Origin of the sequence: Corallococcus sp. AB032C (genome assembly GCF_003668935.1) — a bacterium.
GTDB classification, from domain to species: Bacteria; Myxococcota; Myxococcia; order Myxococcales; family Myxococcaceae; genus Corallococcus; species Corallococcus exiguus.
This window is the reverse complement of sequence record NZ_RAWP01000079.1, coordinates 33977-48766: the sequence shown is the minus strand read 5'-3', so window position 1 is coordinate 48766 and position 14790 is coordinate 33977. Positions and strand designations below refer to the sequence as shown.

13 protein-coding genes are annotated in these 14790 nt (G+C 69.1%); 12 read left to right on the top strand and 1 reads right to left on the bottom strand.

Annotation, left to right across the window (positions count from 1 at the left end; genetic code table 11):
* The 5 genes from D7X99_RS29060 to D7X99_RS29040 all read left to right on the top strand — a co-directional run.
* Nucleotides 1-642, top strand: a 642-nt coding sequence (locus tag D7X99_RS29060) for a DNA-processing protein DprA (protein ID WP_199756373.1), incomplete at its 5' end; no start/stop codon positions are given.
* 23 nt (nucleotides 643-665) lie between these two features.
* The gene (topA, locus tag D7X99_RS29055; protein WP_121780623.1) at nucleotides 666-3263 is read left to right on the top strand and encodes a type I DNA topoisomerase; all 2598 of its coding nucleotides are present in this window, start codon (nucleotides 666-668) and stop codon (nucleotides 3261-3263) included.
* Between the two features lie 163 nt (nucleotides 3264-3426).
* Nucleotides 3427-4182, top strand: a complete 756-nt coding sequence (locus D7X99_RS29050) for a MotA/TolQ/ExbB proton channel family protein (RefSeq protein WP_120575584.1) — start codon at nucleotides 3427-3429, stop codon at nucleotides 4180-4182.
* 25 nt (nucleotides 4183-4207) lie between these two features.
* Nucleotides 4208-4732 (top strand): biopolymer transporter ExbD, encoded by a 525-nt coding sequence (locus D7X99_RS29045; RefSeq protein WP_120598355.1) that lies wholly within the window; start codon nucleotides 4208-4210, stop codon nucleotides 4730-4732.
* A gap of 2 nt (nucleotides 4733-4734) precedes the next feature.
* On the top strand, nucleotides 4735-5313 hold the full coding sequence (locus D7X99_RS29040; RefSeq protein WP_121780622.1) for a biopolymer transporter ExbD: 579 nt from the start codon (nucleotides 4735-4737) through the stop codon (nucleotides 5311-5313).
* Between the two features lie 62 nt (nucleotides 5314-5375).
* Here the strand turns inward: D7X99_RS29040 and D7X99_RS29035 are convergent, their stop codons facing one another.
* Entirely contained in the window at nucleotides 5376-5768 is a 393-nt protein-coding gene (locus D7X99_RS29035) for a TraR/DksA C4-type zinc finger protein (RefSeq protein ID WP_121780621.1), read from the bottom strand.
* A 229-nt stretch (nucleotides 5769-5997) separates the two neighbouring features.
* On the opposite strand from D7X99_RS29035, the gene trmFO reads away from it, so the two are divergent.
* From trmFO to hslU, 7 genes are all read left to right on the top strand, one after another.
* Nucleotides 5998-7362 (top strand): methylenetetrahydrofolate--tRNA-(uracil(54)-C(5))-methyltransferase (FADH(2)-oxidizing) TrmFO, encoded by a 1365-nt coding sequence (gene trmFO, locus D7X99_RS29030; protein WP_121780620.1) that lies wholly within the window; start codon nucleotides 5998-6000, stop codon nucleotides 7360-7362.
* Nucleotides 7359-8978, top strand: coding sequence for a gliding motility protein (locus tag D7X99_RS29025; protein WP_121780619.1), 1620 nt, complete (start codon nucleotides 7359-7361; stop codon nucleotides 8976-8978). The genes trmFO and D7X99_RS29025 overlap by 4 nt, the downstream gene beginning before the upstream one ends.
* Nucleotides 8979-9081: 103 nt before the next feature.
* A complete protein-coding gene (locus D7X99_RS29020) occupies nucleotides 9082-11352 on the top strand; it encodes a kinesin (RefSeq protein WP_121780618.1) in 2271 nt (756 codons plus the stop codon).
* A gap of 64 nt (nucleotides 11353-11416) precedes the next feature.
* A complete protein-coding gene (locus tag D7X99_RS29015; protein WP_121780617.1) occupies nucleotides 11417-12319 on the top strand; it encodes a tyrosine recombinase XerC in 903 nt (300 codons plus the stop codon).
* Nucleotides 12320-12343: 24 nt separating this feature from the next.
* Nucleotides 12344-12733: a DUF1801 domain-containing protein gene (locus D7X99_RS29010; protein ID WP_233613803.1), complete on the top strand. Its 390-nt coding sequence runs from the start codon at nucleotides 12344-12346 to the stop codon at nucleotides 12731-12733.
* Nucleotides 12734-12814: 81 nt separating this feature from the next.
* Nucleotides 12815-13342, top strand: a complete 528-nt coding sequence (hslV, locus tag D7X99_RS29005) for an ATP-dependent protease subunit HslV (protein WP_120575592.1) — start codon at nucleotides 12815-12817, stop codon at nucleotides 13340-13342.
* Nucleotides 13343-13354: 12 nt separating this feature from the next.
* Complete coding sequence (gene hslU / locus D7X99_RS29000; RefSeq protein WP_121780616.1) at nucleotides 13355-14752, top strand: ATP-dependent protease ATPase subunit HslU; 1398 nt, start codon at nucleotides 13355-13357, stop codon at nucleotides 14750-14752.
* Nucleotides 14753-14790: the final 38 nt, after the last annotated feature.

Sequence of the window (14790 nt, the reverse complement as noted above, 5' to 3'; positions counted from 1 at the left end):
GGCGTGGACCGGGCCTGCCACTGGGGCGCGCTGGACGTGGGCGCGGAGACGTGGGCCTTCCTGGGCTCCGCGCTGGACGCGTTGGACTCCGCCCAGGCCCGGATGCTGCCCCACTTCCTCGAGCGGGGAGGGGTGTACTTCAGCGAGCTGCCGCCGGGGGTCCGAGCGAGCACGACGACCTTCCCCCGGCGCAACCGGCTCATCGCTGGCGCGTCGGACGCGGTGCTGGTGATGCGGGCGGGGGAGGGTTCCGGGGCGCTGTACACGGCGGAGGCGGCGCGGGTGCAGGGCCGGCCGGTGTTCGCGCTGCCCGGGGACGTCTGGCAGCCGGCCGCGGCGGGCTGCAACGCCCTGCTGGCGGACGGGCTGGCCCGCGCATGTACGTCCGCGGAATCGATTTGTGCGGTGGTGGGCGTTCACCCGGTCCGCGCGGTGCCTGCGGGGCGGGACAGTGGGTGGTGGGAGGCGCTGTCGGCGGAAGCGCGCGGGGCCTATGGGTTGTTGGACCGGGCTCCCCGTTCGTTCGACGAGGTGCTCGCCGCAAGCCCGCTGTCGCCCGCGGCGCTCACGAGCGCCCTGGTGGAGTTGGAATTGTCGGGGCTGGTGGTCCAGCACCCGGGTAAACGGTACGAGAAGGTCTAGAGGCAGTTCGAGGTAGGAGAGCCATGGCCACGCGGAAGAAGACACAGGCGGCGCAGACGGAGGCGGCGGCGGCGGAGGAGACGCCCAAGAAGGCGGCTGCGAAGAAGCCGGCGGCCAAGAAGGCTGCCAAGAAGAAGACGGCGGCGAAGAAGGTCACCGCCAAGAAGAAGCCGGCGGCCCGCCGCCGTGGCGCGGACGCCGACGCCGAAGAGCTCCCCACCGTGGACGCGGACGCCGAAGAGGAAGTGCCCGAGCGCCGTGGCAAGGGCCCGCACTACCTGGTGGTGGTGGAGTCGCCCGCCAAGGCCAAGACCATCAAGAAGTACCTGGGCTCCGGCTACACGGTGAAGGCGTCCGTGGGGCACGTGAAGGACCTGCCCAAGAGCAAGATTGGCGTCGACGTGGAGGACGACTTCAAGCCCGAGTACACGGTCATCAAGGGCAAGGAGAAGGTCCTCAACGAGCTGAAGAAGATGGCCAAGACGGTGGACCGCGTCTTCCTGGCGACGGACCCCGACCGCGAGGGCGAGGCCATTGCCTGGCACATCAAGGAGGAGCTGGGCCACCCGGACTCCCTGCGGGTGACCTTCAACGAGATCACCAAGCGCGCCGTGCAGGACGCCATCGCGCAGCCGCGCCAGCTCAACCAGGACAACTACGACTCGCAGCAGACGCGCCGCATCCTGGACCGGCTCGTCGGCTATCAAATCTCGCCGCTGCTCTGGAAGAAGATCCGCCGGGGCCTGTCCGCCGGCCGCGTGCAGTCCGTGGCGGTGCGCCTGATTGTGGAGCGCGAGGCGGAGATCAAGGCCTTCCAGCCCGAGGAGTACTGGACGCTGGACGCGCTGGTGCAGGGCCCGCAGGGGCCGCCGCCCTTCAAGGCGAAGCTGTCCCGCGTGGACGGCAAGAAGGTGGAACTCAAGGACCGCGCCACCACGGACGGGCTCGTCGCGGAGCTGAAGGACGCGTCCTTCACCGTGGCGAAGGTGGACCGCAAGGAGCGGCGCCGCAACGCGCCCGCGCCCTTCATCACCTCCAAGCTCCAGCAGGAGGCGGCGAACCGGCTGCACTTCACCGCCAAGAAGACGATGACGCTGGCGCAGAAGCTGTACGAAGGCGTGCCGCTGGGTGAGGAGGGCCAGACGGCGCTCATCACGTACATGCGTACGGACTCCACGCGTCTGTCCGACGACGCCGTGACGCAGGTGCGCGAGTTCATTGGCCAGAAGTACGGCGCGGACTACCTGCCGCCGGAGCCCATGGTCTACAAGAGCCGCAAGAGCGCCCAGGACGCGCACGAGGCCATCCGGCCCACGTCCCTGGAGTACCCGCCCGAGCGCGTGCGTCCCTTCTTCGACGCCATGGACGAGCTGGACATGTTCCGGCTCTACGAGCTCATCTGGAACCGCTTCGTCGCGTGCCAGATGAAGCCCGCCGTGTACGATCAGACGGCCGCGGACATCACCGCGGGCCGCACCACCTTCCGCGCGTCCGGCAGCACGCTGAAGTTCCCCGGCTACCTGGGCGTGTACGGCGCTGGCCTCACGCCGGAAGAGGAGTCCGAGCGCGACAAGGCCAAGGCCGCCGGTGAAGAGGGCGCCGAGGACGTGGTGGGCGAGCTGCCCCCGCTCAACGAGGGCGAGGTCCTCTCGCTGGACAAGCTGCTCAACGAACAGCACTTCACCCAGCCGCCTCCGCGCTTCAGCGAAGCGACGCTGGTGAAGGAGCTGGAGGAGCGCGGCATCGGGCGTCCGTCGACGTACGCGGCCATCCTCTCCAACATCCAGGACAAGAAGTACGTGGAGAAGCTGGAGAGCCGCTTCCGTCCCACGGACCTGGGCCAGATGACCAACGAGCTCCTGGTGAAGCACTTCCCCCATGAGCTGGACGTGTCGTTCACGGCCAGCATGGAGGAGAAGCTGGACCAGATCTCCGACGGCGGCGCGTCCTGGAAGACGGTGCTGCGCGACTTCTACGGCCCCTTCAAGGAGACGCTGGAGAAGGCCGAAGCGGAGATGCGCGACGTCAAGCGCGAGGAGATCAAGACCGACATCGCCTGCGAGAAGTGCGGCAACCCGTTCGTCATCAAGTTCGGGAAGATGGGCCACTTCCTCGCCTGCTCGAACTACCCCGACTGCAAGAACACCAAGGACTTCAAGCGGGACGCCGAGGGCAAGATCGTCATCGTGGAGGAGGAGACCACGGACGAGAAGTGCGAGAAGTGCGGCAAGCCCATGGTGATCAAGCGCGGCCGGTTCGGGCGCTTCATGGCGTGCTCGGGCTACCCGGACTGCAAGACGTCCAAGCCCATCTCCATTGGCGTCAACTGCCCGGAGTGCAAGGTGGGTTACCTCACCGAGCGCCGCAGCGGCCGCGGGAAGATCTTCTTCGGCTGCAACCGGTATCCGGAGTGCAAGTTCGCCGCGTGGGACCGGCCGCTGGCGGAAGCCTGCCCGCAGTGCGCGTCGCCCTACCTGCTGCAGAAGTTCTCCAAGCGGGACGGCGCCTACATCGCCTGCCCGAACAAGGAATGCGACTACCGCCGCGAGGTGGTGGAGCCATCCATTCCGGGGGCTTCCGCGGAAGGAGCGCCTGCTCCCACGCCCACCGTGGAAGCCTGAGCGCAAAAGCCCAGTCATTCCAGGGGGGTAGGCTCTGCCCCCTGGCTTGACACCTTCGCAGGCGAAGTCCTAGAAGTCCGGATTGCTCCCGGCCCACCAGCATGCCTCCTGCCCGTTTCGCGGCAGGAGTGCGCGCGGGGGCAGCGAAAGGACGCGGTCCGCGATGATTCCCTCCATGAATGAGTTGCTGCGTGTGGTGGTGGCCGAGGCCGCTCCCGCCGCGGCGGGCCATGCCTCTTCGGGAGGTCTGGGGGACTTCATCGTCGGCGCGTTCAAGGCCGGCGGCCCGTTCATGTTCGTGAACCTGTTCTGGCTGGCCGCCTCGCTGGCCGTGATTGGTGAGCGCGCGGTGACGCTGCTCTTCCGCTACCGCCTCAACGCGACGGCGTTCATCGAGCAGGTCCACAAGATGGTCCGCAGCGGCAACCTGGACCGCGCGGTGAAGTTCTGCGGCATGGCGCCGCGCTCGCCCCTGGCCCGCGTCATCCGCGCGGGGCTCATCAACGCGAACCGGGGTGAGCTGGAAGTGGCCAAGGCGGTGGAGGAGGCGCTGGCGGAGTACACGCCGCACGTGTCGCGCCGGGTGCAGTGGCTGTGGTCGCTCGCGAACATCGCGACGCTGGTGGGCCTGGTCGGCACCATCGTGGGCCTCATCGGCACCTTCCGCGCGCTGGGCAACGTGCCGGCGGAGCAGAAGCAGGCGCTGCTCTCCAACGGCATCTCGGAGGCCATGTACAACACGGGCTTCGGCCTCTCCATCGCGGTGCTCTGCATCGTGTCGCACCTGTTCTTCAGCAACTACTCCAAGAACATGGTGGAGCTGGTGGAGCTCAACGCGCTGAAGCTGGAGAACCTCCTGTCGCGCCGGGGCTCGCTGGAAGTCATCCCTTCGGACTCCGACGTCCGCGCCGCGTCTTGAGCCGCCGAAAGGCACCGGACACGCCATGGCGTTCCACTACTCGCGCCGAAAGCTGAAGCCGAGGGAAGAGGAGGAGGCGGGCGAGCTGAACATCGTCCCGTACCTCGACATCCTCATGAACCTCATCATCTTCATGCTGCTGTCGATCACGGGCCTCACCGCCTTTGGCGCGCTCAACGTGAACGCGCCCAGCTACGGCGCCACCGCGGGGGCGGGAGGGGACGCGGACGCGCCCAAGCTGAACCTGTCCGTGCTCATCTCCCAGAAGGGCCTCTTCATCCGAGGCGATAGCCCGGACGCCGCGCCGGCGGAGGGTGGGGCGCCTTCGGTGCCGCTGCGCGCGGATGGCACGCACGACTTCGCCGCGTTGAACGCGCGGATGGTGAAGCTCAAGGCCGCCTTCCCGCAGGAGACGAAGGTCATCGTCGCGGCGGATCCGGACATCCCCTACGACGCGCTGATCCAGACGATGGACGCCCTGCGTGAGACGACGGGCACCGTCGCGGAGCGCAAGCTGCTCTTCCCCGACGTCACCCTGGGCGTCCTCTAGTCATGTCCGAGAACGCGCCCCCGTCCGCCGAAGAAGCCGACCAGCTCGCGCGCATGCGCTACCGCCGGGCCCTCGCGCGCAAGAAGCGCAAGGAGCGCGAGGCCGCCAGCGAGGTGAAGGAACTCAACATCACCGCGATGATGGACATGATGACCATCATCCTGGTGTTCCTCCTGAAGTCCTTCGCGTCGTCCTCCGCGGCCATCACCGCGTCGGAAGACGTGCGGCCGCCGGTGTCCTCCACGCGCGCCACGCCCAAGGACACGGTGGCCATCACCATCACGCCCAAGAACATCATGGTGGGGGACAAAGAGGTGGTGCGGCTGGAGAACGGCCGCATCCCGGCGAACCAGCTCCAGGGCGAGCGCCTGGTGCTCGGGTTGGACGCGCAGCTGAAGAAGGAAGTGCAGAAGCTCAAGTACATCGAGGAGCGCAACCCGGCGGCGCCCTTCACGCACGAGCTGTCGGTCATCGCGGACAAGATGGTCCCGTACGACTTGCTGCTCACGGTGCTCTACACGGCGGGCGTGAACGAGCTGCGGAACTACCGCTTCATCGTGCTCCAGCGCGACGCGGAGTAGCGGCCGGACACATGACTCCCCCGTGCGGGATGGACGCACGGGGGATCGCTTGGACGGCTTCGCTAGAGAGACAGGCTGCCCACGTGGCGCGCGGCCTCCCGCGTCTCCTGCTCGTGCACGGCGGCGTCCTCTTCACAGCGGATGGCGAAGGGCATGGCCTCCAGCCGGTCCAGCGAGATTTCGTTGCCGCAGTCCACGCACTCGCCGAACACGTCGTTCTCCATGCGGCTCAACGCGGCGTCGATGAGCATGATCTCCCGGCGCTGCGCTTCGATGAGCGTGGAGAGCGTGTAGTCCGCCAGCTCCGCTTGCGCCTGCTCCTCGTACTCGGGATCACGCTCCTGATCCTTCAGGGCGGTCAGCTCACGGCGAGCCCCCGCCTGGGCGGTCTCGGTCGTCCGGCGACGCTCCTGCAACAGGCCCCGGATCTTCAACAAGTCGTTGGCTCGGCTCATGGCTGCGTCACTCCCATCCCAGATTCGCGGTTGTAGGGCGCTCGCTCGGACGCTTCCCGTCCCGAGCGAAGACCGCGAGAAACCTAGGGTTGGATCCCAGGTGGGGAAACCTCACCTCCCATTCCGCACGCATGGTGGGACGTGGGGCAGGCGGGCGGACGTGAAAGGGAGTGGCCTCTCTGCTAACAGGGCCCTTTGGGGCCCCGGTGCGGGGGCTCCGGAGGCATGCATGTCGGACGTGAAGCAGCAGCGGGTGACGGTGATTGGTGGCGGCCTGGCGGGGACGGAGTGCGCGTATCAGCTGGCGCGGCGTGGCGTGCCGGTGGTGCTGCGCGAGATGAAGCCGCACAAGCGCTCCCCGGCGCACAAGTCGGACACGCTCGCGGAGCTGGTGTGCAGCAACTCGCTGCGCTCGGACAACCCGGAGAGCGCCATTGGCCTCCTGCACGCGGAGCTGCGCGCGCTGGGTTCGCTGGTGCTCTCCAGCGCGGACCTGCACCGCGTGCCCGCGGGTGACGCGCTGGCGGTGGAGCGCGAGGGCTTCTCGCGGGAGATCACCACCCGGCTGGTGTCCGGAGCGGGCGTGGAGATTGTCGGCGGCGAGGTGGAGAGGCTTCCGGAGGACGGCGTGGTGGTGGTGGCCACGGGGCCGCTGACGTCGGAGGCGCTCACGGTGGACCTGGAGCGCCACGTGGGCACGAAGCTCTACTTCTACGACTCCATCGCGCCCATCCTGTCGGGGGACTCCATCGACATGGACATCGCCTTCCGCCAGAGCCGCTACGGCAAGGGCGGCGGGGATGACTACCTCAACCTCCCCATGACGAAGGACGAGTACTACCGCTTCGTGAACGAGGTGAAGGCGGGCCAGAAGGTGGTGCCGCACAGCTTCGAGGAACCGAAGTACTTCGAAGGGTGTCTGCCCATCGAGGTGATGGCGGAGCGAGGCGACGAAACGCTGGCCTACGGGCCCATGAAGCCCGTGGGCTTGAGGGACCCTCGCACGGGGACGGACCCGTACGCGGTGGTGCAGCTGCGCATGGAGGACCGGGCGGGCACGGCGTGGAACATGGTCGGCTTCCAGACGCGTCTGACCTGGGGTGAACAGAAGCGCATCTTCAGCACGTGCATCCCGGGCCTCCAGAATGCGGAGTTCCTGCGGATGGGGCAGATCCACCGCAACACGTTCATCGACTCGCCCCGCCTGCTGGCGGAGGACCTGTCGTTGAAGACGGAGCGGCGGGTGTTCTTCGCGGGACAGGTGACGGGCGTGGAGGGCTACGTGGAGAGCGCGGCGTGCGGCTACATGGTGGCGCTGGCGGTGCACGCGCGGCTGACGGGCACCGCGTTCGTGCCGCCCCCGGCCACGACGGCGCTGGGGTCGCTGTACCGGCACCTCACCGGGGAAGCGCACCCGCCGGATCACCCGCACCAACCCACCAACGTCATCTACGGCCTGTTCCCGCCGCTGTCCGGGCGGATGAAGAAGGCGGACAAGCGCGCGGCCTACTCGGCGCGGGCGAAGCAGGACCTGGCGGCCTGGCTGCCACTCGCGGGCGTTGTCGCCCAGACGGAAGGACAGACGAGCGCATGATGCGAACCGGGATGGTGGGCCTGCTGGCCCTGCTGGCGGTGTCGGGGTGCAAGAAGGGCGAGGACAACAGCGCGCCCTCCCAGCGCAGCGCCGCGCAGGGGGACACGGTCCGCAGCGCGGCGAAGGGCACCGCGGTGGTGGGCGGGCAGGGGCAGTTGCTCGCGGCGGGACGCGCGGCGGACCTGCGCCTGTCTCCGGACGGGCAGTTCGCCACGTTCCTGCTCAACGGGCAGAAGCCCCGGCTGGACGGCATCCCGCCGCAGATGCTGGTGGGCTCGCTGCACGTCGTGCCGACGGCGGGCGGGAAGTCGCGCGCGCTGGGCGACGGCGTGACGAACGTGCCGGGCAGCCTGCTGTTCTCCCAGGACTCGAAGCACCTGCTGTACGTGACGGGCTACAACCCGGCCTCGCAGTCCGGCGAGTTGAACGTGCTGTCGCTCACGGACGCGGCCTCTGAGCCGGTGAAGCTGGGCACGGCGGTGAGCTACCTGCTGCCGTCCCCGGACGGCGTGAGCGTGGCCTTCGTGGACGCGGGCACGCTGAAGCTGGGCAAGCTGCCGCAGGGGCCGTTCCAGGACGTGGCGGGCGAGGTGAGCACCGCGCAGTTCACCCCGGACGGCAAGACGCTGCTCTTCAAGCGCCGGCTGTCGGCCGCGGGCGGGCTGGCGGCGGTGACGGTGGGCTCCACGGAAGCGCCGCGCAAGCTGGCGGATCAGGTGGGCGACTACCAGGTGTCCTCCGACGGCAAGCACGTGGCCTACCAGGTGCGCAGCGAGGCCGTGCGCGGGATGTATGACCTGTACCTCGCGGACGTGCCCGCGCTGAAGGGCACGAAGCTGGCCACGGGGACGAAGGCGTTCGGCTTCTCGCCGGATGGCCAGTGGCTGGCGCGCACGGAGAACGGCAAGCCGGAGCAGATGGGCGACCTGCACGTGGGCCCGGCGTCCGGAGGCGCGGGGCGCAAGGTGGGCGAGGCGGTGGAGGAGATGGCGTTCGCGCCGGACTCCAAGGCGGTGGCCTTCCTGGAGAAGTATGATCAGCCGTCGCGCGCGGGCGCCCTGGGAGTGGCTTCGCTGCCGGACGGCGCGCCCAAGCGCGTGGGGGACCGGGTGCCCAACTTCGTGTGGGGCTCGGACAGCCGCTACGTGGCGTTCCTGTCGCGCTTCGTGAAGCCGGTGTTCTCCGTGGACCTGATGCTGTACGCGCTGGGCCAGGAGAAGGCGGAGAAGGTACAGCCGGGCGTGTTCGGCTACGGCTTCGCGCCGAACAACAGCGCGGTGGTGTTCCGCACCAACTGCATCCGCAACGGCCGCGCGTGCGACTTCAAGGCCGTGGAGCTGAACGAGAAGCAGGCCGAGGCGAAGACGTGGATGCAGGGCATCTTCAGCTACAAGATCTCCGAGGACGGTGCCCGCGTGCTCGCGACGTACGCGCGCATGGACGCGGACACCTACGACGTGGCGGTCTACGACGTGAAGTCGGGGGCGCGGAAGACGCTCGACCAGGGCGTGCAGGTGCCCGTGTACTTCGCGGGCAAGGATGACGCGCGGGCCGTCTACATCATCGGCCAGGGGCAGAACCCCGGCGTGTACAGCGCCGTCGCCACCGCGCAGTAGCGGGTGACCCAGGGCAGGGAGGCCGCCCGGGCCTTCCTTCCCGGGCGCGGCTGGACGTTGAGGCGTGCACACCCGGACGGGGTGTGCTGTCTTCTCCCGCCGAATGGCACAGCTCGTCTATCGCCGCTACGGCGGCTCGCTCCAGGTCGACATCCCCGATTTCAACACCCTCACCGAGGCGGTGAGGATCCCCGCGACGCAGTGGACGGCGCTCGCGTGCCCCATGGAGGGCATCGCGTGTGATCCACGCTTCCTCACGCTGATGGACGCGGACGGCAACCGCCGCATCCGCGTGGAGGAGCTGCGCGGCGCGGTGGACTGGACGGCGGCGCGGCTGACGGATCGCAAGGGCGCGGACGCGGGCAGCGACGTGCTGGAGCTTTCGGCGCTCTCCGATACGGCATCCAACCTCAAGGGCGCGGCGGAGCTGGTGCTGCGCACGCTCAACGCGCCGGACACCACGCGCCTGTCGCTGGAGCAGCTGCGCACCAGTGACAAGGCGCTGCGCGACGCGGGCAAGAACGGCGACGGCCTCATCGCGCCGGTGTCGCTGCCGGAGCGGCTGCGGCCCCTGGCCCAGTCCATCATCGCGGCCTTCCCACAGGTGACGAACCGGGCGGGGCTGGCGGGCGTGGACGTGGGCCTGGTGAAGCGCTTCCGGGACGAGCGCACGGCCCTGCTCGCGCACCTGGGCGGCCGGGACGCCGTGTTCACCTGGGGCACGGCGAGCCTGGAGCAGGCCAAGCGCGTGCATGACGTGGCGCCGCTGCTGGATGGCTACTTCGTGCAGTGCCGGTTGGTGGCCGCGCAGCCGGAGGCCGCCGCCAGCCTGCGCCTGCGCGCGGACCGGGTGGAGGGCGCGCTCGGTGACCTGGGCGCCATGGGGAAGGCCGCGAACGAGCTGCCCATCGCGCCGCCAGACCCGAGCGGCGTGCTGGTGTGGGCGCGGCTGTACCGCGGCGCCGGCTACGAGAAGCTGGAGGCCTTCCACCAGGAGGTGGCGACGCCTCTCTTGGGCGACGGCGTGAAGCTGACGGACACGGCCTGGCGCGAGCTGTCCGCGAAGGCGGAGGCCATCCTCGGCTGGCAGGCGAAGCGCGAGGCAAGCCCGCTGCACGCGGTGGCGGACACGCTGGGCACGGTGTCGGACGAGGAGCTGGACGCGCTGGAGTCGGTGAGCCGCGAGGACCTGTCGCTCAAGCCCACGCTGGACGTCATCGCGGAGCTGGAGCGGCTGGTGCTGTACCAGCGCTGGCTGCTGCAGTTCGCCAACAACTTCATCAGCATGCCCAACCTGTACCTGCCCAAGCGGCGGGCGCTGATGGAGCGGGGCACGCTCATCCTGGCGGGGCGCAAGTACACGCTGTCCGTGCTGGTGACGGATCGCGCGGCGCACGCGGCGCTGACGGGGCAGGGGACCACCTGCATCCTCTACGTGAAGGTGCTGCCCCGCGACGCGACGGATGGCTACGAGGTGGCGGTGCCCGTCACCGCGGGCCGCAGCACGGAGCTCGTCGTGGGCAAGCGCGGCGTGTTCTACGACGTGGACGGCAAGGAGAGCGACGCCATCGTCACGCAGGTCATCCGGCAGCCCGTGTCGCTCTGGGAGTCGATGACCATGCCGTTCATGCGCATCGGCGCGTTCATCACCAGCAAGGTGGAGGGGCTGGCCGCGTCCGGGGAGAAGGACTTCGATTCATCGTTGGAGTCCGGCTACAAGCAGACGGTGACCGCGCCTCCACCCCCGGCGGCTCCAGCCCCGGCGGCCGCTGCGCCCGCGGCGGCTCCCTCGGGAGGCGGCCTCGCGGGGGTGCTCGCGGCGGGCGGCATCGCGTTCGCGGCGCTGGGCTCCTCGCTGGCGTTCATCCTCACGCAGGTGAAGTCGCTCACGCTGGTGGACGTCATCACCGCGGCGACCATCCTGGCCATCGTGGTGATGGCGCCCGCGGGACTGCTCGGGTGGCTGAAGCTGCGCCGGCGCAACCTGGCGCTGCTGCTGGAGGGCTCCGGCTGGGCGCTCAACGACCGGCTGATGCTCACGCGCGGCGTGGCGACGCTCATCACCCGCAAGCCGAAGTTGCCCAAGGGGGCGCGCGTGGACCACGCGGACCTGGTGCGCGGGGCGCTGCGCCACACGCAGGACGACGACGAGACCGAGAGCATGTCGATGGGGGCTCGCATCGGGCTCACGCTGCTCATCCTCTTCGTGCTGGGCTGGCAGGTGCGCGTGCCCGTCACGGAGTGGCTGTGCACGTACCACTGGCTGTCCGAGGACGCCTGCCGCGTGCTCCTGCCCAAGCTGGTGCCGCCCGAGCTGCCGGCGGGGGCCATTCCCGTGGTGCCCGTCACCCCCGTTCCGGTGCCCGCGAAGTAGGACGGGGCTCGCGGAGCGACGCGAATCTTGCGAGGCTCGGGGAGGCCCCTAGGCTTCCCCGACCATGTCGACCCTGTCCCCGCTGCTGGAGCAGTTCAAGGACCACCTCGAAGGCGAGAAGGGCGCGTCCCCTCACACGGTGCGCAACTACCTCATCGACCTGGTGGACTATGAGCGCTACCTCGTGGAGCGGATGAAGCTGTCGCTGCTCGCGGGCTCGCACGCGGCCATCCGCGGCTACCTGGGCACGCTCGCGGTGGACCACGCGCCCTCGAGCCGCGCGCGGCGGCTGGCCAGCATCAAGTCGTTCTACAAGTACCTGGTGCGGCAGAAGCTGTTGTCCGCCAGCCCCGCGAAGCTGGTGAAGAGCCCCAAGCTGCCGAAGTCGCTGCCCAAGGTGCTGCCGGTGGAGGAGGTGTTCGCCATCCTCGACATGCCGGACGTGAAGACGGTGCTGGGGCTTCGCGACAAGGCCATCCTGGAGATGCTCTACGGCGGCGGCCTGCGCATCAGCGAGCTGTGCGGCCTGGACCTGCTGGGCGTGGAGCGCAGCAGCCGCATCGTCCGGGTGATGGGCAAGGGCAGCAAGGAGCGGCTGGTGCCGCTCAACGCCAAGGCCATCCAGTCGCTGGAGGCATACCTCGCGCGGCGCGGCGAGCTGCTGGCCGAGGTGCGCGAGGGCCAGGACCCGGATGCGCTCTTCCTCAACTTCAAGGGCGGCCGGCTGACGGCTCGGAGCATCGCGAGGCACCTGGACGCGTACGTGCTCAAGCTGGCGCTGGCGCGCAAGGTGAGCCCGCACGCGATGCGCCACTCGTTCGCCACGCACCTGCTGGGCGGAGGTGCGGACATCCGCAGCATCCAGGAGCTGCTGGGCCACGCGAGCCTGTCCACCACGCAGAAGTACACCCACGTGACCTTCGAACAGCTGCAGGAGGTCTACGACTCCGCGCACCCGCGCGCGTGACGCAGCGGAAGGAACGGGCCGGAGATGGCGAACCTCGGCGGCGAAGTCGAACAGTTCATGGCGGAACTCGAGCACCCGCTGAAGGCGGAGATCGAAGCCGTGCGCGCGGCCATCCTGGCCTCCGACGCCAGCATCACCGAGCGCATCAAGTGGAAGGCCCCCAGCTTCGTCCACTCGGGTGATGACCGCGTGACGTTCCGCCTGGCCCCCAAGGGCATCTTCCAGGTCATCCTCCACCGGGGCGCGAAGGTGAAGGACGCGACGGACTTCGCCTTCGAGGACGACTCCGGGCTGGTGGAGTGGCTGGCGAAGGACCGGGGCGTGGTGACGCTGCCGGACGCGAAGACGGTGAAAGCGAAGAAGGCCGCCCTGGTGAAGCTGGTGGGCCGCTGGATGAAGGCCACCGCAGCCTGAGCGCCTGGCGCAGGGTGAGGGAGCGGACAGCCGCGCGGTTTTTGTGGGTAGGGGCCGGGTGGTCTTGTTAAACCCCTGGTCATGTTCCACGGAACCACCATCCTCTGCGTCCGTCGCGACGGGAAGGTCGTCATCGCGGGCGACGGCCAGGTCAGCCTCGACAAGACCATCATGAAGAACACGGCGCGCAAGGTGCGCAAGCTTGGCGAGGGGCAGGTGCTCGCCGGCTTCGCGGGCAGCACCGCGGACGCCTTCACCCTCTTCGAGCGCTTCGAGGCCAAGCTCAAGGAGCACCAGAAGAACCTGGCCCGCGCCTGCGTGGAGCTGGGCAAGGACTGGCGCACCGACCGCTTCCTCCGCCGCCTGGAAGCGCTGCTCATCGTCGCGGACAAGGAGAAGACCTTCATCCTGTCCGGCGCCGGCGACGTCATCGAACCGGACCACGGCATCGCCGCCGTGGGCAGCGGGGGGCACTACGCCCTGGCCGCCGCGCGCGCCCTCCAGGCGCACTCGCCGCTGTCCGCCCGCGACATCTGCACGCAGGCCATGGCCATCGCCGCGGACATCTGCGTCTACACCAACGCCAACGTCACCTACGAAGAGCTCTGAGAGGACCGCCCCGTGGCCGAATCGCGCAAGTTGTCCGCCTTCACGCCTCGCGAGGTCGTCAGCGAGCTGGACCGTTACATCGTCGGGCAGAACGACGCCAAGCGCGCCGTCGCCATCGCGCTGCGCAATCGCTGGCGCCGTCAGCAGGTGCCGGACGACCTGCGGGATGAAATCTACCCGAAGAACATCATCATGATCGGCCCCACCGGCGTGGGGAAGACGGAGATCGCCCGCCGTCTGGCGAAGCTGTCCCAGGCCCCCTTCGTCAAGGTGGAGGCCAGCAAGTTCACGGAAGTGGGCTACGTGGGCCGCGACGTCGAGTCGATGATCCGCGACCTCGTCGAAGCCGCCATCGCGCTGGTGCGCGAGGAGGAGACGGAGAAGGTCAAGCCGCGCGCGGAGGAGCTGGCCGAGGACCGGCTGATGGAGCTCATCAAGAACGGCGGGCAGACGCGCACGACGTCCTCTCCGCCGTTCGGTTTCTCGCCTCCGCCGACCCCCGCGCCCTCGCCGCTGGGCGAGAACGAGCGGGAGAAGCTGCGCGCCCAGCTGCGCGCCGGCACGCTGGATGATCAGACCGTGGAGGTGGAGACGAACGAGAGTTCGCCCACGTTCATGCGCAACTTCAGCGGCCAGGGCATGGAGGAGATCGGCGTCAACCTCCAGGACCTGTTCAAGAACATGCCGGGCATGAAGAACACCCGGAAGCGCAAGCTGCGCGTGCCGGAGGCGCTCCAGATTCTGCGCGCGGAAGAAGCGCAGAAGCTGGTGGATCCGGACCGCGTCCAGCGCGAGGCCGTGGCGCGCGCCGAGTCCAGCGGCATCGTCTTCATCGACGAAATCGACAAGATCGCCAGCCGCGAGGGCGGCAAGGGTGGCGGCGGCCCGGACGTCTCGCGCGAGGGCGTGCAGCGCGACATCCTCCCCATCGTCGAGGGCTCGGCCGTCAACACCAAGTACGGTCAGGTGAAGACGGACCACATGCTCTTCATCGCCGCGGGCGCCTTCCACGTCTCCAAGCCGGCGGACCTCATCCCGGAGCTCCAGGGCCGCTTCCCCATCCGCGTGGAGCTGGAGCCGCTGTCCGGCGGTGACCTGGTGCGCATCCTGCGCGAGCCGAAGAACTCGCTCTTGCGCCAGTACACCGCGCTGCTCGCCACGGAGGGCGTGCGGCTGTCCTTCACGGACGACGCGGTGGCGGAGCTCGCCCGCATCGCCCAGCAGGCCAACGAGCGCACGCAGAACATCGGCGCCCGGCGGCTGCACACCGTGCTGGAGCGCTTGCTGGACGACGTGTCGTTCACCGCCAGCGAAATGGGACCGCGCGACTTCCAGGTGGATGGCGCTTATGTGCGCGAGCGCCTGGCCGCCATCGTCCAGGACGAGGACTTGTCGCGCTACATCCTCTAGCGCGCTAGGGTCCGCCGCGTCGCCACACCGCGTCGTCA

What these genes read in the sequence shown, in the direction of transcription:
- topA (WP_121780623.1), top strand. Translation starts at nt 666, where the DNA reads ATGGCCACGCGGAAGAAGACACAGGCGGCGCAGACGGAGGCGGCGGCG.
- D7X99_RS29050 (WP_120575584.1), top strand. Translation starts at nt 3,427, where the DNA reads ATGATTCCCTCCATGAATGAGTTGCTGCGTGTGGTGGTGGCCGAGGCC.
- D7X99_RS29045 (WP_120598355.1), top strand. Translation starts at nt 4,208, where the DNA reads ATGGCGTTCCACTACTCGCGCCGAAAGCTGAAGCCGAGGGAAGAGGAG.
- D7X99_RS29040 (WP_121780622.1), top strand. Translation starts at nt 4,735, where the DNA reads ATGTCCGAGAACGCGCCCCCGTCCGCCGAAGAAGCCGACCAGCTCGCG.
- D7X99_RS29035 (WP_121780621.1), bottom strand. Translation starts at nt 5,768, where the DNA reads ATGAGCCGAGCCAACGACTTGTTGAAGATCCGGGGCCTGTTGCAGGAG.
- trmFO (WP_121780620.1), top strand. Translation starts at nt 5,998, where the DNA reads ATGTCGGACGTGAAGCAGCAGCGGGTGACGGTGATTGGTGGCGGCCTG.
- D7X99_RS29025 (WP_121780619.1), top strand. Translation starts at nt 7,359, where the DNA reads ATGATGCGAACCGGGATGGTGGGCCTGCTGGCCCTGCTGGCGGTGTCG.
- D7X99_RS29020 (WP_121780618.1), top strand. Translation starts at nt 9,082, where the DNA reads ATGGCACAGCTCGTCTATCGCCGCTACGGCGGCTCGCTCCAGGTCGAC.
- D7X99_RS29015 (WP_121780617.1), top strand. Translation starts at nt 11,417, where the DNA reads ATGTCGACCCTGTCCCCGCTGCTGGAGCAGTTCAAGGACCACCTCGAA.
- D7X99_RS29010 (WP_233613803.1), top strand. Translation starts at nt 12,344, where the DNA reads ATGGCGAACCTCGGCGGCGAAGTCGAACAGTTCATGGCGGAACTCGAG.
- hslV (WP_120575592.1), top strand. Translation starts at nt 12,815, where the DNA reads ATGTTCCACGGAACCACCATCCTCTGCGTCCGTCGCGACGGGAAGGTC.